At 41.2% G+C, this 18,240-nt stretch carries 15 protein-coding genes and 1 pseudogene; 8 read left to right on the top strand and 8 right to left on the bottom strand.

Annotated elements, in window-relative coordinates; genetic code table 11:
- Positions 1-16 precede the first annotated feature (16 nt).
- Together V7L29_RS11055 and V7L29_RS11050 are read right to left on the bottom strand one after the other, a co-directional pair.
- The gene (locus V7L29_RS11055; protein ID WP_334690936.1) at positions 17-190 is read right to left on the bottom strand and encodes a hypothetical protein; all 174 of its coding nucleotides are present in this window, start codon (positions 188-190) and stop codon (positions 17-19) included.
- Positions 191-876: 686 nt separating this feature from the next.
- Entirely contained in the window at positions 877-1,659 is a 783-nt protein-coding gene (locus V7L29_RS11050; RefSeq protein ID WP_334690937.1) for a COP23 domain-containing protein, read from the bottom strand.
- Positions 1,660-2,060: 401 nt separating this feature from the next.
- Between V7L29_RS11050 and V7L29_RS11045 the strand changes: the two genes are divergently transcribed.
- The gene (locus tag V7L29_RS11045) at positions 2,061-2,843 is read left to right on the top strand and encodes a DUF3598 family protein (protein WP_334689106.1); all 783 of its coding nucleotides are present in this window, start codon (positions 2,061-2,063) and stop codon (positions 2,841-2,843) included.
- Positions 2,844-2,916: 73 nt separating this feature from the next.
- Positions 2,917-3,759: an alpha/beta fold hydrolase gene (locus V7L29_RS11040; RefSeq protein ID WP_334735483.1), complete on the top strand. Its 843-nt coding sequence runs from the start codon at positions 2,917-2,919 to the stop codon at positions 3,757-3,759.
- A gap of 387 nt (positions 3,760-4,146) precedes the next feature.
- Here the strand turns inward: V7L29_RS11040 and V7L29_RS11035 are convergent, their stop codons facing one another.
- Complete coding sequence (locus tag V7L29_RS11035) at positions 4,147-4,893, bottom strand: Uma2 family endonuclease (protein ID WP_334735482.1); 747 nt, start codon at positions 4,891-4,893, stop codon at positions 4,147-4,149.
- A 358-nt stretch (positions 4,894-5,251) separates the two neighbouring features.
- Positions 5,252-5,422: a photosystem II assembly protein Psb34 gene (gene psb34 / locus V7L29_RS11030; protein WP_334689110.1), complete on the bottom strand. Its 171-nt coding sequence runs from the start codon at positions 5,420-5,422 to the stop codon at positions 5,252-5,254.
- Positions 5,423-5,998: 576 nt separating this feature from the next.
- Here psb34 and V7L29_RS11025 point away from each other — a divergent pair.
- Positions 5,999-6,853 carry a sulfurtransferase gene (locus V7L29_RS11025; RefSeq protein WP_334689111.1) on the top strand — a complete coding sequence of 285 codons (855 nt, stop codon included), beginning with the start codon at positions 5,999-6,001 and terminating at the stop codon, positions 6,851-6,853.
- Positions 6,854-7,170: 317 nt separating this feature from the next.
- Here the strand turns inward: V7L29_RS11025 and V7L29_RS11020 are convergent, their stop codons facing one another.
- From V7L29_RS11020 to V7L29_RS11010, 3 genes are all read right to left on the bottom strand, one after another.
- Complete coding sequence (locus V7L29_RS11020; protein ID WP_334689112.1) at positions 7,171-7,575, bottom strand: DUF4112 domain-containing protein; 405 nt, start codon at positions 7,573-7,575, stop codon at positions 7,171-7,173.
- Between the two features lie 222 nt (positions 7,576-7,797).
- Entirely contained in the window at positions 7,798-8,844 is a 1,047-nt protein-coding gene (locus V7L29_RS11015) for a DUF1611 domain-containing protein (protein WP_334689113.1), read from the bottom strand.
- A complete protein-coding gene (locus V7L29_RS11010) occupies positions 8,828-9,880 on the bottom strand; it encodes a dipeptide epimerase (protein WP_334735481.1) in 1,053 nt (350 codons plus the stop codon). Before V7L29_RS11010 ends, V7L29_RS11015 begins: the two co-directional genes overlap by 17 nt.
- A 139-nt stretch (positions 9,881-10,019) precedes the next feature.
- Here V7L29_RS11010 and V7L29_RS11005 point away from each other — a divergent pair, with 139 nt between their 5' ends.
- From V7L29_RS11005 to V7L29_RS10985, 5 genes and pseudogenes are all read left to right on the top strand, one after another.
- Positions 10,020-10,571: an NUDIX hydrolase gene (locus V7L29_RS11005; protein ID WP_334735480.1), complete on the top strand. Its 552-nt coding sequence runs from the start codon at positions 10,020-10,022 to the stop codon at positions 10,569-10,571.
- A 286-nt stretch (positions 10,572-10,857) separates the two neighbouring features.
- A pseudogene (locus tag V7L29_RS11000) lies at positions 10,858-11,289 on the top strand (Clp protease N-terminal domain-containing protein); the annotation flags it as partial.
- A 771-nt stretch (positions 11,290-12,060) separates the two neighbouring features.
- Positions 12,061-13,029: a helix-turn-helix transcriptional regulator gene (locus tag V7L29_RS10995; RefSeq protein ID WP_334735479.1), complete on the top strand. Its 969-nt coding sequence runs from the start codon at positions 12,061-12,063 to the stop codon at positions 13,027-13,029.
- Between the two features lie 313 nt (positions 13,030-13,342).
- Positions 13,343-15,997 (top strand): TonB-dependent receptor domain-containing protein, encoded by a 2,655-nt coding sequence (locus V7L29_RS10990; protein ID WP_334735478.1) that lies wholly within the window; start codon positions 13,343-13,345, stop codon positions 15,995-15,997.
- 34 nt (positions 15,998-16,031) lie between these two features.
- On the top strand, positions 16,032-17,195 hold the full coding sequence (locus tag V7L29_RS10985) for a PepSY-associated TM helix domain-containing protein (protein WP_334735477.1): 1,164 nt from the start codon (positions 16,032-16,034) through the stop codon (positions 17,193-17,195).
- Positions 17,196-17,416: 221 nt separating this feature from the next.
- Here the strand turns inward: V7L29_RS10985 and V7L29_RS10980 are convergent, their stop codons facing one another.
- Positions 17,417-18,133: a Uma2 family endonuclease gene (locus V7L29_RS10980; protein WP_334735476.1), complete on the bottom strand. Its 717-nt coding sequence runs from the start codon at positions 18,131-18,133 to the stop codon at positions 17,417-17,419.
- Positions 18,134-18,240 lie beyond the last annotated feature (107 nt).

The following is an 18,240-nucleotide window of genomic DNA, read 5'->3' as shown; positions in this document are numbered from 1 at the left end:
TTGCGAAGATTAGTGGTTATCTGCGGAAAACCACAGAACCAAGTCGCCCATCGTGGTCAATCTGAAGAATGGTACTATTAGCAGTACGACCTTGTACTAAGCGCACGTAGCCATCTGCCTTGGCACAGCCCGCCGCAGCGAAAAGTCTGAGCGGAGGTTTCCTCTGCTCAGAACTTTTCAAGACAGGCATCGCTTTGCTTCGCAAGTGTGGAAAATTTGGAGTGTAAATACCATTTTTATTACCAGTAAAAGACCCTTAACTGTAAAGATGCACTTCGCAGTTAGAGCGATGGCTACGCCAACACGTTTTAGTGCGTCAGTTACGCATAGATTGCTTCCCCGTAAGGATACGGTGAACGCAATATCAAGATGGACAAGATAAAATGCGTCTTCCAAACCCCTGTTCCTAAAGGTTGTTAGAAAATAGCTAAATAACTTTTTAGTATTAGTTCTTAATTGGGCATCCTCAAACTATCCCAGCTAGATTAAGAAACAGCTAGCAAAAGGTTAAAACAACAAATGTAATTCGTAATTCCTAATTCAGAAAGTCAGCATAACCGTAGGGAACGCCTGCTGTAGGATGCCGATTCGCGTAGCGTCTCCTTTAGGAGAAGGGCTGTAGGGCGAACGTAATGACATTATGTAATTAATTCTGTCCGACTACTTATTAAGATTTGGGTAAAATCTTAGTCCAACGAAAATTAGGGTAGGCTGTTTGCCCACCCTAGAATTATTCTTAACTGAACTGTTTTATATCAACTAATGAACTATAGGACTCATATCTGATTTCTGAACAAAATTTCAGATAAAACTCTGATAAAACGGACTTTTCAGTCTCAGTATATTTTCAGAAATCAAATCGGATTCCTATATCAATTACCGGAAATTACCAGGATTTAGACGAGCACCGTTAGGTTGAGACTGACGACGAATTGCCACTCCACTCCGCAAATTATTTCCAGTACCGCCATCTTGGCGATCAAGGAAAGGTTTGAGATTAATCCCACTTCTAGATGAACTAATCCGATTATTGCCACTTCCCAAAAGTGTGCGTCCTAAGTTGTATAATTCGTTTTCTCCACTACTGCGATCGCCATAAGTATTAACGGCTATAGTCTGCTGTCCACTGTCTGCAGTAGTCAAGTTTTGGAAAACGCTATTGCGGATAACATAGGGGTCTTTCCCAGGCGGTACTGTCAGTACAATTCTACAGGTTGGATTAGCTTGAGTTGTGACGCAGACAATATTTTCGTTATTTTCTACAGCTGTCTGGAGTTCTTCTAAGCCATCTGGGCGATAAAGTTCTAAACGACTGGCAATTGCTGTACAACGCCTTTGTGCATCCCAGCCACCGCCCAAAGCCGCAGGTGCCGCCCAAGGAAAGAATTGTCCGGATTGACTTTGTGGCTGATACATGACAGTATACTGACCATTGTAAGTCTGACAACTAAACCGAGTTGTACCGTCACCTGAAGATGAAGGTGGTATGCCTGTCGATGTGTCTATTGGTACTGGTGCTGATGTACCGTCTGATGGTACTGTTGGTACTACTACACCCTCGCCACTAGAATCATATTGCGCCATTGCTGCGGAATTGCCTAGACACAAAGATAGGCCAATACTGCCCAAAGATATCAATCGCAGCAGTTTTGATGACATAAATCATCCTCCACTAGAAATAGGTAGGGAATTGATAGTTTAAATGACGAATAATTCTGTTTTTAGATTCATCAAAAACATTATTTTTTTCCTCTCTTGCTTTTTTATCTTCAAGCATCCGTAACAGGTTAAAAAAAGTACATTTTGTCAATCAGCTAAAATACTCAAAAAGATGTTAATAAAAATGATAATCGTAGTGGGGGTGGGGTTGGCATCCTAGAATGTCTAATCGCTTGGGGTTATTTCGGCTTGTACAAATGCCGGGTAGTCATAAGGTGATGTTTTCTAACCCACTCAGTTTAGCCGAAAAGATTATTGTGGCAGGGCGCGATTAACAGCGTTCATTTGAACACTGCCGTTTATTATTTTATCTAGAGCTTGCAAGCGAGGAAACTTACATAATGACATCTGAGTCTGTTGATAATGTTGCTCAAAGGGAGAACCAGCTCCAAAATTGGAATAATTTTTGCCGCTATCATGTAGGCGACTGGCATGGTATCTGGACTAAATATTCGCCAGAAGGACACTCAATTGACTCCTTCAAGTGTGTTCGCTCCTTCCACCTCAGTGAAGATAGTAGCCAGATAACTCAGCAAAATTACTACACTTATTCTGATGGAAAGACTGAACTACAAAATGCTGGTCCTTATACTAGTGCAGGTTTATCTTTTAACGGGCATCACTATGTCGTTTTGTTTCTAGACAACAGCTTTTCCTGGGGATCTACAACGGTCACAAATGCGGATGCTCAGTTATTCTGTGAAACAGGGTTCACGCATGGAAACAGGAAGATGAGCCTGAGCGCTGTTTACAAAAAAAGCGGTGAATTGCAGCACATGACAGTAATCTCTGAGCAATTAGACAGCTTTCTAGAAGCGCTTCCAGCTCCTGGTGTGATTCAACCTGACGGCGTTTGGCAGGGAACTGTCAAACAGATAACCCCTGATTTAGTCACATCCTCTTCAGAGGAAATTGAATGGCAACCCCTGGAGAACGAATGTGGCAATAATCAAGTATTTCACTTCCCAGGAGGCTTGATTAGTTGTCCCTTGAGGATTGAAAGCAACACAGTCCTGGATCTGATTGTCGATTGGCAAGCGGCTCCAAACAAATTGTTCCGTGGAATTCGCCACTTTGACAATTCCGAGTTGAGTCGCTTTTTGCTTCAAGTCTACGAATCCTAATCAGATTCGGCGATCGCTACCAAGAGGGTTGAAATACCAATAATAATATTGATTTTGTTTTATCTAATAGAAGATGGTTCAAGAACAGGCAATCAAAATTAAAAGAGGCTTTGTGGATAGGTCGTGGGGTCAAGTGCATTACCGGACGGCTGGCAGTGGTTCGGTACTGGTACTCACCCACAAAACTTACTTTTCTTCCCGTAGTTTTATTAGAGTTATGCCACTGCTAGCTCGCGATTTTCGAGTAATTGCGCTAGATACTCCCGGTCAAGGCGAGTCAGAAAATCCACCCACTCAATGGACTATTCCGCAATATGCTACGGATTTATTTGAGGTACTGGACACACTTAAAATTGAGGATTTTTACCTGGTGGGTAACAGCACCGGAGCTGCAATTGCTTGCGAAGCTGCGGTTGTTTGTCCAAGTAGAATTAAAAAGCTGGTACTTTTTGGAATGCCTCGTTGGAAAGACTCAGCAGCACGCCAAGATTTACGCCAATCACCATTCTTTTATGGGCCACCAGAGGTAAAAGAGGATGGGAGCCACTATAGCGCCAATTGGCAACGGATAAAATCATTATGTGTTGGTGAACCCCCTGAATGCTTTGAAATCTATTTCCAAGAAGTGATGTCTCGGCAAGAGCGCACCTACGAGGGGATAGAAGCAGTCTTGAGGTACGATGAAGCCAGCCGTTTACCACTTATCTCGGTTCCGACTTTACTTATGTGGGCAATGGAAGACACCATGTTCGTGCCTTTTATTGAGCACACTGCCCGACTTGTTGGGCATTCTATCACTAAGGTTTTACATGGTAGCCCCCTGATGTATCTACGCGATCCCAAACTTTACGCCGAGACCTTACTAAGATATCTGAAATCTAATGGCACTAAGAAAGCAAACGTCTCATGTCAATAAGGCTAAATTATTCTCAATAGACTCAAGATTAATCGCATTAAGCCATGCTTATTGACAAATGTTTAAGCGATGGTGTACCCGCCCGCCGTAGGCATCGCAGCACTTCATCAACGACCAGTAATACCCAGTTACAGGCTAGCAGTAGAGACTTCCAGCTTCGTTTCATGCTAAGACCCACCTATGCAAAAAGCTCTTTTTTTTAATGTTATGAGAAATTAATAAAATACGTATACAGTGATGTCTTCTCTGCCAGACGCTACGCGTAGCTTGCTTCCCCGTAGGGATACGACGGGCTATTCGGCGTCGCACCTTATATTAGCAATTCTTCGCAGCACTTATTTGCTTAAACTGAGTAACCCAGCCACTTGAAAAGTTTGTCTATATATGCTAATACAAATTATTTGGATCGATACCTTGAGATTGTAAGTAGGCAATTAGCCGTTCTTTTTGCTGGCGTTCCTGTTCGGCACGCTGGCGTTCCTGTTCAATTTGTTCCACTGCCCAAAGTAACAAATTACCTGCCTCATCCCACCAGCGCAACCAGTAACCAGTTCTAGCTTCTTTTGTTCCTTGCCAAGTTCCCAGAAATAAACCCATCGAATCAATCCAATGACGACCATTTTCATCAGGTTGCTTTAACTCGTAGCGGCTGTTTTCGAGTTGATAAAATTCTAACAAACTGCCATTTGGGTCAAAAATTATGTAAATTGGGACTTGAAGAATCTGCTCATAAAAAAACCATTTTCCTGGTGGATAGGTTCGCTTAAAAGAATATTCTCCACCCTCAGCGTCAGATAGAAATTCCATTAAAATTGCCGGAATATCTCCATCTAAATTAGGTGTATAGCTTTTGCGTTCTCCTAAAACTTGATTTACCGATGGCACATAAACCCAGTCGGGTGCTTTAACTACAAATTGCCCGTTTATCGTTGCACAAAGCCCAAAATTCGAGGCTATCAACATCTGCGGTTGGATGAAACCACTTATCTCAAGGCTTTCGCGCAAAGCACCAGCTAATAGTGGCTGGCCTGTATTTTCCACTGGTTCATCCTCTAGGTGAAAATCTGCGGGCAATGCTTCCCAAGATATTACCAGTTCTGTTGAAGATTTAGCTTCACCGAGTTGGGTTGCCATAAACACCCCCTTTTATTGATTTGTCTTTATTTTATGGCTGACCAGTGGCTTTTTGTCAGCTAGTAGGTTGGGGAGCCACTGCGCCCTTGCGGTTTCCCGACTTGTACCCCTCTGAGGAAGCAAGCTACGCGTAGCTGGCTTTTGAGTAGGGATACGCTATTGGTGACGCACTTGTTTGAAAATACAATATATCATTCGCTATTTGGGATGCGATGCCGAACGCGAGTGCGTCTTGTAGAGAAGACGGGCAAAGCCAACGCACAGCATTAAAACACAAAAAACCCCGGCGAAACTAGCCAAGGTTTGAGAGAGAAGTACGAATGACGATGAGATACAGCGATAGTGAAATCGAAAAATCTTAGCTAACGCTAAAACCAACCAAAACTAAAGTAGTAACAATTAAAGTCGCAAAAAGACCCTGTAAAACGTATTTACGTTGTTCCCAAATTGCTGGGTACTCAGCGTAGTAAATCTGGGGTTCAGCTGCGTAGTTATTGAGAATGCCGTCTTCGTTAGTGGTGGTGTACATAGTTTTTTCTCTTTTTTGTTTACTTTGTTTACTTATGTAACTAAATTTAACAATATTGTTACAATACGTCAACATGACTTGACAAAAAAATGTTGATAGTATCTATAAAAGTTACTTATCAGGGATGGGGGATTTAGGCGAAGCTGCCCTAGTCCGCGAAAGCACTATATCTCTTGACTCACCGCTATGCCTTTACGCAATTTTTAAATTGCAAAATCTAAAATCCAAAATAGTATAAAAGAGTAGAGACACGTTAACGTAGCGATTTCGCGTGTCTACTGGTAATTGCATTTAGCGCTTTATCTGTTGCAATCATTTTTGGATGAAGTAAAATCTACATCTAATTCTTCATCACCGCATCCAAAAGCACATTGGCATCAAAGCGGACGACATTGGTGCAAGGCAGTCTGGTTTCTGCTATTGTTTGAGCGATCGCTTGGAGTTGACTCGCTTGAATTCGGGGCGATGTCTACGACAGGCTGTGATGCTATTCATTATTCTGTGATTTGCATAACAAAACGCTCTCTCTATAGAGCGCAATAATGCTTAATGGTACGATAACAGAAATATGAAAGCGTGAATACAAAACTCCTCATTTCTCCTCAATTACTCACGTCTCTGTTAGCAGAAAAGTCATCAAATACTGTCATTATAGATACGCGAAGTTCTGAAGATTATGCTATTTCTCATATACCTCAAGCCATAAATATTAGAGATTTTTTCACCTATCTTTTAGAGAATTCCTATTCAGCAGGATTAGAGAAATTGCAAGAGTATTTTGCAAAAATTATCAGCCGAGCAGGAATATCTGGTGCAGAATGGCTAATTGTTTATGAAGATACTTTAAATAAAGGTTATGGTCAATCTTGTCGAGCAGCTTTTTTACTGAAGTATTTGGGTTGTGCTCAGGTATCTATCTTACATGGAGGATATAGAGCATGGCTCAGGGCAGGATTACCTATTACTGATGAAGTACCATTACGTGAAAGCAGCATATTCAGATTGCATCCCAAGGCTGATATGATTGTGACTACCGCCGAGATGTTAGAAGCAATTGACAATTCAGCAATTATTAAATTAGATGTGCGCGACAGCGAGGAATGGCTTGGGTTGAGTTCTTCTCCCTATGCTCCTGATTTTTGTCCTCGCAAAGGTAGAATCCCTAATGCTGTATGGTTAGAATGGCATCGGATGATGAATTGTGAATCGCAAATCCCTACGTTCCGATCGCCAGATGAAATTCTAGAAATTTGTCAGTCAGTAGGGATTACTTCAGAGTCCATTGTGTACGTCTACTGTTTTAAAGGCTCTAGGGCTGCTAATACATTGATAGCTCTAGAAGAGGCAGGAATTTCTGCCAGAAATTATTTTGGCTCTTGGAATGAATGGTCTCGTGACTTTTCATTACCCATTGATAACAGAGTAATGTGAAGAAGGCAGTTCTTGGTAGAGGTACTTACAGCAGATTGCAACTTCTCTACCTTGGGCTATGCCAAGGTGAGGTACAGATTATCGTAGGGAACATGGCTGTGCCCCTACCCGTGTACTTCATTTACCTGCAATACGCTGTATGTTGCAATCAGCGTGTAAACTTCAGATAGTTAGGGATCAGATTGATACCACAAGGCTAGCTTCAATTTAAGGCAATAGCAGAGTTTGACTGGGATTATACAGCACGGGTGCATTGGGATTGCGAGTGTAGCTGGATGAATAATATTGTGTAGGGTAATTTATTTAAAAATGCCTCCTCAAACTTGGCTGAACTTACCAGAGTAAAGTTCATCAGACACTTCTTTAAGTTCTGGTTCAACCACTGTCAAATGTTGCTCTAAAATTGCCAAATTACGAATATTGGACTTATAAAAAGCATCAAACAAATCACCTACAAAAGGTACAGTACCCACAACTGTTTCCAAACCAACATTAAAAATCATTTTGGCTAAGTCTTGGCGTGGGATGCCGAAGCGGGTAGCTAAAAATATGATGTAAGCTGAAAACGCTGTACTGATTAAATCACCAGCACCCGGAACTAGACCAATGATTGGGTCTATTCCAACGCGAAAACCTGTTAAAGGGATGCGTATTGATGTATCCATCAGGCGGCTGAGTTTGCGAATGCGGTTGAGAGTAGCAAGGCGTTTAGCAGCGTCCATAGTTCACGATATTTACACTACTCTTAACTTGCACCATTTTTAGTTACTCGTCTTGTACCGTTAGAAATAACAGTTTCGTTAGCTAGCCAGATGAAGTAATCAGCGATCGCTGCTACTGTATAAGCCATAATTTACCTTCTCTACTTGCTAAAAATCCTTATGAATTAATACTAAGGAATTTAATATAGTATATTTATACTATATGTGGCTCTTACCTATAACCTAATTGTTCATTACTGCATCTAAAAGTACATTGGCATCAAAGCGGACGATATCGGTGCAAGGTAGCCCGGTTTCTGCTATTGTTTGAGCGATGCTTTCCTCAGCCGCAGATTCATCTAGATGGGCTGTGTTAAGCGCTATACCCACTACAGGCACGCTTCCAAAAGCACCACCAGCACTAGCGACAGCTTCATAAAGCCGAATCACCTCTGATAAAGGTGGAATTAGTACATGGGGATGATTACGTACATGAACTTGTCCCGCCCGATGTACCAACACCAGTTGAGTTGGTTGCGAACCACGAATCAGGGGTAGAGTTGCTGTTGAACCAGGGTGTAGCAGTGAACCTTGTCCTTCAATGTGCAAGATGTCGTAGTTTTTGCCATAGCGCATGACCATCTGTTCCACAGCACCAGCAGCAAAGTCTACCCGCACGGCATCTAAAGCCACACCATCCCCTTCTAACATCACACCAGTTTGACCTGTAGCCAAGAATTTAGAACTCCAGCCCCGCAGTTTTGACGCCCAATGTAACTCTAGGCTGGTTGACATTTTACCGATCGCCATGTCGGTTCCTACCGTCAAAACCCGCCGACAGGGAAGGGTGCGTGCCATTCCACTAGCAATACTTATATTAGGCGGCTCTTTGCGTACATCCCAAATTAATTGTTCTGGTTTGAGCAGTGCATTTAACTCTGGTATGTTTGCCATTGGTGTATGTAAACCATTCACTAGCGACATTCCAGCTTGTAGAGCGTCTTTGATTTCCAGCCAGTAATCATCTGGTACAGCACCACCTCCTGGGGCAATGCCTATTACCAAGACTTCTGGCTTGTACTCAAGGGCTGCGGCTACCGATACTACAATTGGCACATCACGCTTGATACCCGTTAATTCTGGTAGGGATTTGCCAGCAGACTCGCGATCGATTACGGCTACGATTGGGGCTTCACTATAACGTAAAATTGCTAGCCCTGTTTTGCCGTGATACCCACTAATTCCCTCATGAAGTAAAATAGCTACTCGTTGATTAAGTGGCAGACGCACTGTATTGTACCCCCAAACCTGGTAAATCGTTTGGCAAAACTCTCCCTTCTTTTAGCAATGCACCCGTAAAGGGATCATCGATTAAGTTAAGGTGACTGTCTAAATCTAAATAATCAGCTAGTGGCGCTAGCTGTAGTGCTGCTGTATTAGCTAGCGAACTGTCAGAATAGCAACCGAACATTACTTGCAATCCATAGGCTCGCGCTGTATGTACTATTCGCATCGCTTCGGTTAGTCCCCCTGATTTCATCAGTTTGATATTAATGCCATCCACGTAGTTTGCCAAATGGGGAATATCGGAGCTTGTAAAACAACTTTCATCGACAAAAATGGGCAAGGGAGAGTGTTGTTTGAGTTTTGCTAAACTTTCTTCCTGCCCCCGTGGCAATGGCTGTTCTACATACTTTATACCTAAATTAGCCAGCCAATTGCACATGGCGATCGCATCTGATAAGCTCCAACCCCCGTTAGCATCAACAAATAATTCTGGTAATGGTGCTTCCTCTCGCACTGCTAATAGCATTTTTTTATCTGCATCTATGCCATCTGGACTACCTAGCTTCACCTTGAAAAGGCGGACATCAGTAAATTGTAACCAGTCTCGCGCCCTAGCCTTTGCACCTTCAGACGAATTAATCCCAATTGTGACTGAAGTCGGTACTATTTGATTGCGATCAAGTCCCCAAATTTGCCATAAGGGTAATCCTACACGCTTACCTAACCAGTCGTGCATTGCCATATCCAAGGCTGCTCTAGCAGCAGAAGGAACCTGGTTTTGTGTTAAAACTTGCTCAATTTGCTGCCGCTGTAAGGGGCTGAATGTTTGCAACAGTGACACAACTTGCTCTAAAGCGTCTTTGATTGCATCAGTTGATTGCCGATGATTGCCCACACCGAATGGCGATGCTTCCCCCCAGCCTTCGATCCCCTCATCTGAGATCCTCACCCATACATTCGTTGTCTGTGCCGTTGTGCCCCGACTAATGGTCAACGGAAATCTCTTATTGACTGTAAATAAATTTACATTTATTTGCATACTTATGCTGCATATTATGTTATCAAGAAAGCCAGTGTAAGTTCAAAGTTTAGATTATTGGATGCATCTGTTATACTTTTTTACATTCATTGTTGAGTTACTAAACTTTTTATACAAAATTTTATTTATTACTTAATTTATGACCAACTTAAAAAAATGGAAGACTTTAAAATCAAAAATGGTTTTAGATAATTACTGGTATCAGGTAAGGCAAGATGAAATAGAATTGCCCAATGGGAAAATTATAGACGATTATTTTGTCAGTATTAAACCAGACGTTGCGATGGTTTTACCTATTACTAGTAGCAAAGAGATAATTTTTGTTCGGCAATACAGACATGCAGTAGGTGAATTTTTCTTAGAACTGCCAGCAGGGAATTTCGATCCCACAAAAGAGAGTGCAGAAGTAGCAGCAATTAGAGAATTGACAGAAGAGACTGGTTATATACCCCAAGAATTTAGAAAAATCGGAACTCTATACGATAAGCCGAGTAAAGAAACTAATCAAATACATTTATTTTTAGCAGAAAATGCCAGAAAAACTGGGGAGCAACAACTAGATATTACAGAAGAGATTGAAGTTTTATTAATTCCCATAGAATCAGTTTTAGATAAAATTATTCAAGGAGAAATTTCTGTTGCCGGAACTGTAGCAGCTCTTTTCTTAGGTTTAAAGTTTATCACTTATTAATAATCCAAGGGTTAATCATTATGCTTATATTTATAGTAACTTTTGATACTTTTTTGAAATTTTTCTAAGTGAATTAGCGGAACTAGCTGAAGATGAAAAACTTCTCATCCAAGCCAAAAGTGTCATTGAGGTCATTTATTATACTCTAACAAACTTCTTTACTTAATGGCAACACCTAAATAGCAGATGGCGAACCAAATTCAAACTTTAGAAAATATGAAGATTAAAAATACGTATCTTTAGATTAATGGTTTTACTAATTTTTGTTGAATTACCGGAGTAAATTATGTTTGAACGGTTTACAGAAAAAAGCATTAAGGTGATTATGCTAGCCCAAGAAGAATCACGTCGCCTTGGTCATAATTTTGTAGGAACAGAACAACTGTTACTCGGATTAATAGGCGAAGAAACTGGTATTGCTTCTCAGGTCTTAAAATCAATGGGTGTTAATCTCAAAACTACTCGGATAGAAGTCGAAAAAATTATTGGCAGAGGTTCAGGGTTTGTTGCTGTAGAAATCCCTTTTACCACCCGTGCCAAAAGAGTTTTAGAGTTTACTTTGGAAGAATCGCGCCAACAAGCACACAATTACATTGGTACAGAACATCTACTGTTAGGTTTAATTCGAGAAAGTGAATGCGTAGCTGTCAGAGTTTTGTCGGTGTTAAATGTTGATTTAGCAGAGCTTCGCAATCGAATTCTCCAACAAATAAATCAGAGAACATTGGAGGGGATAGTGGAAGGGCCAGTGGAGTGGACAGTAGAGAAGACAGTGGAGGGGATAGTGAAGCAGATTGAAGTTGATGACGCAGGAATGGAAGTAACTGTCGTTATCACATCGAAAAGAGTTGAGCAAAACTTAGATAGACTCACCACTATTTTGGCAGAGGCTAAAGTATTAATTCAAGCAATTGAAGAGTTGATTCAAGGCAGAACATCCGCCTCAAGTGAAGATATTGACAATGTAATTAATCAGTTACCAAGCTCCAATCAAGATAATCAACCAGGAATCAAAGAATTATTGATTGAACTCAAAACTGTAATTGATGCTGATTTATCATTAACAATTGATGATAAAAATGAAGTATTAGAGCAAGTGCTAGTTTTAGCAGCAGCTGGGCAACAGCCTACAAAACAAAAAATGCAAAAATTCGCCAAGACAGCACTCAAAATTTTGAAAGCAACAGTTGCTGAATTAGATAGTAAAAATAATTTAGTTGAGGTTTGCAACCGAATATTACCAACCATAGCTCATTTTTTTGCTTGAGAGAAATACCGTTCAGCCGAGAAGTTTGATATGAGCCATCATTAACAGCAGCATAGTTGCTAAATAGTCATCTACACTGCGATCGCGATTCATTAATACAAGTTGTTAAAATTGCTACAGATATTTGAGCATCTTTATTTAGAACTCTCAAATATTACCTTATTTAGTTGACAGTTATTAAGTATATTGGTTAATGAGGATCTCTAGCAGCTAGGGAAAAGTATGGCAAACATCATTTCACAATCAGATTATGCACAACTGTGGCAAGCAAATGTTCAATATTTAGATCCGTCTGATAATTCTGATGCTACTCAGGTTTGCCCGCAGCAATTCGGTAAAGGATATGAACGAGTAATTCAATTGCACGGGATAAAAGTGTTAATTATCAATGAAGAATTTCATCAAGATTTAGATGTAGAATACCCATCTGGCAAAACGGAAGGTTTAGTAGAATTTGGCTTTAATCTCACAGGTGTACGTGGTTGGATTCCTAGTTGTGTTAGTTTTCTGGAGTTGGCTGTACCTGGAGCCGATTGTGAAGAATATTTATCAGAGAGAAAAGCTGGAGAGCGTATACTCAAGATAGATATTGCCTTAAAACCTGCTGAATTTTTACAAAATTTTGCTCCAGAACATCTCACTCATTTATCCTCAGAATTAAGACAGTTTTTTGAAAAGCCAGAAGAAGAAATATCTGTTGATATTAATACAATCACTCCCCAAATGCGAGTAGCAATTGAGCAGATTTTTAATTGTCCTTTTCAGGGATTAATTAAACACCTTTATTTTGAAGCAAAATGTATAGAACTAATAGCTTTGAAATTAGAACAATTGAAACAAATTGAAAAAACTTCACTTAAATCAATTATTTTAAAACCAGATGATATTGATAGAATTCATTATGCTAAGGAAATTTTAATTCAAAATATAGACAATCCACCTTCATTATTAGATTTAGCTCGACAAGTAGGATTCAATGACTACAAACTAAAGCTAGGATTTCGTCAGGAGTTCGGGACAACGGTTTTCGGCTATTTGCATCTACAGCGTATGGAAAAAGCCCGTCAACTGCTTTTAGAAGGGCGAATGAGTGTGAAAGAAGTGGCGTGTACCGTTGGCTATGCGAACCAAAGTCGGTTTGCTGCTGCTTTTCGCAAACGGTTTGGGGTAAATCCTAAGTCGTATCAATAAACTTAGTGATGCGTAAATTATTTTTTGTCTCACACAAAGGTGCAGAGTCCTTCTAAGTAACGGACAGTTTGCTCAACGGGGAACCTCCGCACGCAACTGTCCTTGTCTGTACGTGAGTTTCTTGTCCATATATATAGCAAGTTGCTATCAGTTTTCTTAAAAATCCGTTTGTGGCTCAAAAAAATCCGTTTGGGATTCAACTCAGTTGTAAAAACAACATTCATTTCAGATAATCTTCTTGAAAGCAGTTCTTAACTAGAGTAAGCAAAAAACCTTTAACTCAGGCTTAAGAACGTTTATGTATGAGGAGATTATGGGGAAACAACCGCAACTGTTGATTAGTTTATGGTTAGCTGGGATAGTCATTGCTGCTCAACCAGCTTGGGGGAATGAAGCAAATAGAGCAATTCGCAATCTCAATAAACTAGAACGCCCTGCTACTACTGTTAAAGATTGGTTATCGCAAACCCCAACTACTCAATCTCCAATTATTATTACTGGTGTGCAGGTAAAATCCAGCGAAAAGGGTATTGAAGTAATTTTAGAGACAAATCTTGGTGACAAGCTGCAAATCACAAATCGCAGTGTTAATAATAGCTTTATTGCAGATATTCCCAATGCTCAACTGCGGTTAGCTAGTGGTAATAGTTTTCGGCAAGAAAAACCAACTACGGGAATTACGGAAGTTATAGTTACAAATCAGGATGCAAACACTATCCGAGTAATGGCTACTGGTGAGGCAGGATTACCGCAAGTTGAGTTATTTGATAGCAATGAAGGTTTAATTTTTAGTTTCATTCCAACTGCATCATCTTCGCAACAGCTACCGCAAACACAACCTACACCATCGGCACAAAAGCCACAACCGTCAGTACAAAATGACGAACCGATTGAATTAGTAGTAACAGCAACGCGGACAGAGGAAACCCTGGAAAACATTCCACGTTCTGTAACAATAATTACTCGCGAACAGATTCAACAGCAAGCTCAGTTGAATCGGAACATCACTGAGATTTTACCCTATTTGGTTCCGGGGTTTCTTGCTCCCACTGGTCGCCCTGGTTATGCTGGTCTGCGAGGAGGAGGTGTATCGGTGATTGTGGACGGCGTTCCTCAAGTCGCCAATAGTACTGATACTTTTGGTAGTAACGTGCTGACGGGAATTGACCCAGACAACATCGAACGCATTGAAGTAATTAATGGTGCTAACGCTATTTACGGAGGTCAGGCGACAGGAGGATTGATTAATATTATCACCCGTAAACCAAGCCGGGGGAAAGTAACTTCCACAGCCGAAATCGGATTAAATACATCGTTAAGAAATTCCGAAGACGCTTTTGGATCTAACCTGCGGTATGAACTTTCTGGAAATCAAGGCATATTTGACTTTTTTGGTGGCTTTTCTGTTACCACCCAAGGAGCATTTTACGATGCAGTGGGCGATCGCGTTGCGAATAACTTTGGTTTTGACGATACGACAACTATTAATCCCTTGCTTAAGGTTGGGGTGAACTTTAGTGAAGATCAACGTCTGGAACTGCGGTTTACTCACTCGCGTTTGTCGCAAGACACTGACTTTACTGATGACCCTAGCACCCTTGATATTCCAGGAATTCAAAAGGCACGTCGCATAAAGAAACCTGACGGATTACAGATTATCGGTTATGACGATGGATATACGCAAATCTCCACAGATACGACCTTGGTTTATACCAATGAAAACCTGTTGGGCTGTCGAGTACAAGCACAAGGTTTCTATCGAACCACCAGCAATGGTGGTTTTCTACCCTATGATAATCGCCTATTCGATGGGGGGACGGATATCACCAGCCAATCTGGAAAAACCGAGCAGTTAGGTGGAAGACTCCAAATTGAAACACCCTTCAACCAAAAGAAAACGATTAGTTTACTTTGGGGTGTAGACTATGATCGTCAGCAAATTTCCCAAACGGCAAATATATTTGACACCGCAGAGTATGATGCCAGTGGCGGACGGATTTATCGCAAAATCGGTGAAATTCCGTTCATACCCTCCTACACATTTAATGATTTGGGCATCTTTGCTCAGTTACAGACACAATTGGGTAATTTTATATTTAGTGGTGGAGCGCGTTACATTAAGTTGACAGCCAGTGTTGATAACTACACAACCTATAACTTTGGTATTACTGAACCTAGAGATATTGAAGGTGGAACTTTAACTGCTGATGACGTTTTGTTTAATCTTGGTGGCGTTTATAAAATCACCGATGAAATTGGTCTGTTTGCTAGCTTTTCCCAAGGTTTTTCTTTTCCAGATATAGGTCGAATTCTACGCCGTCCTGAGCAAGGTTTTGTCAGTCTTTCAGATTCTGTAGAACTAACTTCTCCCATAGATGTCAATAACTATGAAATTGGGATTCGAGGTAACTGGAATAATTTGCAGGCTTCTTTATCTGGTTTTTATAGCACGTCCGATTTAGGATTTAGTCTTGTCTACAATGAAAACGGAAGATTAGAGACAGTTCGCTCTCCCCAAAGAACTTACGGTATTGAAGCAAGTTTAGATTGGCAACCAATAAAAACTTTGCGACTAGGTGGCACTGTTGGTTGGACAGAAGGTGAAAATGATGAAGATGACGATGGTAAGTTTTTACCATTAAGTAGCTTAGACCCATTGAAGCTGACGGCATATATTGAGCATCAAACCACACCAGGATGGCGTAATCGTTTGCAATTACTTTATATAGGCAACCGCAGTCGCGCTTTTGATGAAGGAGTTGATCCTCTACCTGTCACTGAATACTCAACTGTAGATTACATCAGCAGTATCAAACTGGGTGGAGGTGAATTACAAATTGGTATCCAAAACCTCTTTAACACCTACTATTTTCCAGTTTATTCCCAAACAACTGCGTTTTATTACGATGCCTTGAACTATGCCGGTGCTGGTAGAAGTTTGAGTGTTGGTTATCGCATTAGTTGGTAATGCCAGATACAAGCAAATAAACAGAGTCTCTACCATGAAAGCAAAACAACTCCGCAACTTAGCATTCACGTTACATCGCTACATTGGATTAGCGATAGGACTAGTGTTGATTGTAATTGGCTTGACAGGGAGTTTACTGGTATTTAATGGGGAAATCAGTGAATTCATCACAACTTGCAAATTTGGTCAAGTGATTCCTCAAGCACAAGAGCAACTTATTGCACCTGAAAAAATCTTGAACATAGCTCAAGTTGCTCATTCAAATTGGCGGCTTCGGAGACTATTTCCTCCAGAAGATAATCACCATCCCTATACTGTGGAGATGACATCGCCTGATGAAAATCCAAACCTGTATGTTCATGGTTGGCAAGAAGTGCTAATCAATCCATACACAGGCGTTGTGATGGGCGATTACCCAGAGCGCTATAGCTACGATCGCTTCTTAGTCAACTTGCATTATCGCTTGTTTGCTGAACATATTGGCATTGCGATCGCCGGAATTTGCGGTTTACTTATGGTCTTTTTGACGATTACGGGTTTAATCTTATGGCCTGGTTGGCGCAAACTGATCTCAGGCTTCAAAATTAAATGGAACGCTCATTCTAAACGAGTTAACTTTGACATTCACAAAGTCGTTGGTGTAATTACTGCTGTGTTTTTGGTTCTAACATTCTTTACAGGTTTTTGCTGGAACTTTGCTGGATTTGTGAATCCGATCATTTATGCTGTCACCTTCAGTCCCCAAAAACCTGTTGAACATATTGAACCAGTTTCTCAACCCATTCCCGGCAAACAGCCGCTAACTTTGACTGAACTCCTTGATCAAGTCAACACTGCTTTACCAGGTGGTATTGTCAGCGAGATCGGAGGGTTTTCTACCCCAAAGGATGGATTGTACGTGAGCCTAACTTTTCCTCAGCAGTCGGCTGACAGCTGGGTAGAGATATATCTTGATAAGTATAGTGGCAAAGTTTTACAAATTGACAAGCACGAAGGAGCTTCGCAATCGCTAGGTGATAAAATTTTGAATTCCTTTGATACCCTACATTTTGGTACCTTCGGCGGTTTACCTACCCGGATTTTTTACGTCTTTGTCGGTCTTGCACCATTTATTTTATTTATCACAGGCTTTGTCATGTGGTGGTATCGCAAAAGACCTACGACTAGTTTACTTACACAAGCGAACGCTCAAAAGTAGAAACGCTTGTATTTTATCTCTCAACAATTTTTACATGCTTAAACACAACGCTGCAATGATATATGCGATCGCTTTGGCGATATGAGTAACTCTTATGAAGCTTGCAGCTATCTCTGCACAGATGCCACCATTAGCTTTGTGATTGTGTTGGTGGAGCTAACTTTCAGCTATGTGATGGCGTTTCTATTCTGGTAGGTGATTGGGGTCGATACCTGCGATGTCTAACGACAAGCCGCTTCGCGTCTACGCAAAAATGCTTCCAGTCGCTCTTGTTTTTGTTTTGCTTGAACTTCTCTAAGTTCTGCTTGCTCCTTAGCCTGTCGTTCTGCTTCTTCTGGCAACGGGATAAGCTGACCTTCGGTGCTAAACCAGCGCAACTGCCGCTGATGAATGCCTAAATATAGACTCAGTTGCCGACTCCATAGCCAGCCTGTGTCTGTGGGAGCGATTGCCTCATATCGACCATTGACCAGATCAAACCCCGCAAATTCCATAGTCTCTGGATGAAACCAGAAATAGTTAGGTACGCGCCACACATCCTGATATAGTTGCTTCTTTGCGCCTCGATCCACTGTGGCCGTCGAGCTTGAAAGTAACTCTATTACTACATTTGGGTACATACCCCCTTCTTCCCAGATTGCCCAACTGCGGCGATCGCGCTTCTCGGCTCCCAAAACCACAAATACATCTGGCCCTCGGAAGTCGCGCTTTTTTAGCTGTTGTTCGTTGTAGTATACTGTCAAGTTGCCAGAGATGTAAAAATCTGGGCGATCGCGCCACCAATACTTCAGCAGCCGAATCAATAGGTCAATCTGTTCGCGGTGAAAATCTGTTTCCAAGGGTGGCTCATCGCTATATAAATTGGTGGGAGGGAACTTAATTTCGTCAGTGACTTCCTCACAAACAGATGGTGGTGGATTAACATCAAGACCAACCATTGCACGGCTCTCCAGCAAGACTGTTGCTAATATAGCTTAACGAGAATTGAGCAATATTTCATCCTCACTTCTAAGTTAGCGATCGCAAAAGCCCTACGACTAATTTA

This window comes from Nostoc sp., assembly GCF_036916575.1.
In the GTDB taxonomy this organism is placed as follows: domain Bacteria; phylum Cyanobacteriota; class Cyanobacteriia; order Cyanobacteriales; family Nostocaceae; genus Nostoc.
The sequence above is the reverse complement of the archived record's forward strand: the minus strand, read 5'-3'. Positions and strand labels throughout refer to the sequence as shown.

Excerpts from the sequence above, each read along its gene's own strand:
- V7L29_RS10995 (WP_334735479.1), top strand. The coding sequence starts at position 12,061 with ATGGCAAACATCATTTCACAATCAGATTATGCACAACTGTGGCAAGCA.
- V7L29_RS10980 (WP_334735476.1), bottom strand. The coding sequence starts at position 18,133 with ATGGTTGGTCTTGATGTTAATCCACCACCATCTGTTTGTGAGGAAGTC.
- V7L29_RS11020 (WP_334689112.1), bottom strand. The coding sequence starts at position 7,575 with ATGGACGCTGCTAAACGCCTTGCTACTCTCAACCGCATTCGCAAACTC.
- V7L29_RS11045 (WP_334689106.1), top strand. The coding sequence starts at position 2,061 with ATGACATCTGAGTCTGTTGATAATGTTGCTCAAAGGGAGAACCAGCTC.
- V7L29_RS11010 (WP_334735481.1), bottom strand. The coding sequence starts at position 9,880 with ATGCAAATAAATGTAAATTTATTTACAGTCAATAAGAGATTTCCGTTG.
- V7L29_RS11050 (WP_334690937.1), bottom strand. The coding sequence starts at position 1,659 with ATGTCATCAAAACTGCTGCGATTGATATCTTTGGGCAGTATTGGCCTA.
- V7L29_RS11040 (WP_334735483.1), top strand. The coding sequence starts at position 2,917 with ATGGTTCAAGAACAGGCAATCAAAATTAAAAGAGGCTTTGTGGATAGG.
- V7L29_RS11005 (WP_334735480.1), top strand. The coding sequence starts at position 10,020 with ATGACCAACTTAAAAAAATGGAAGACTTTAAAATCAAAAATGGTTTTA.
- psb34 (WP_334689110.1), bottom strand. The coding sequence starts at position 5,422 with ATGTACACCACCACTAACGAAGACGGCATTCTCAATAACTACGCAGCT.
- V7L29_RS10985 (WP_334735477.1), top strand. The coding sequence starts at position 16,032 with ATGAAAGCAAAACAACTCCGCAACTTAGCATTCACGTTACATCGCTAC.
- V7L29_RS11055 (WP_334690936.1), bottom strand. The coding sequence starts at position 190 with ATGCCTGTCTTGAAAAGTTCTGAGCAGAGGAAACCTCCGCTCAGACTT.
- V7L29_RS11035 (WP_334735482.1), bottom strand. The coding sequence starts at position 4,893 with ATGGCAACCCAACTCGGTGAAGCTAAATCTTCAACAGAACTGGTAATA.
- V7L29_RS10990 (WP_334735478.1), top strand. The coding sequence starts at position 13,343 with ATGGGGAAACAACCGCAACTGTTGATTAGTTTATGGTTAGCTGGGATA.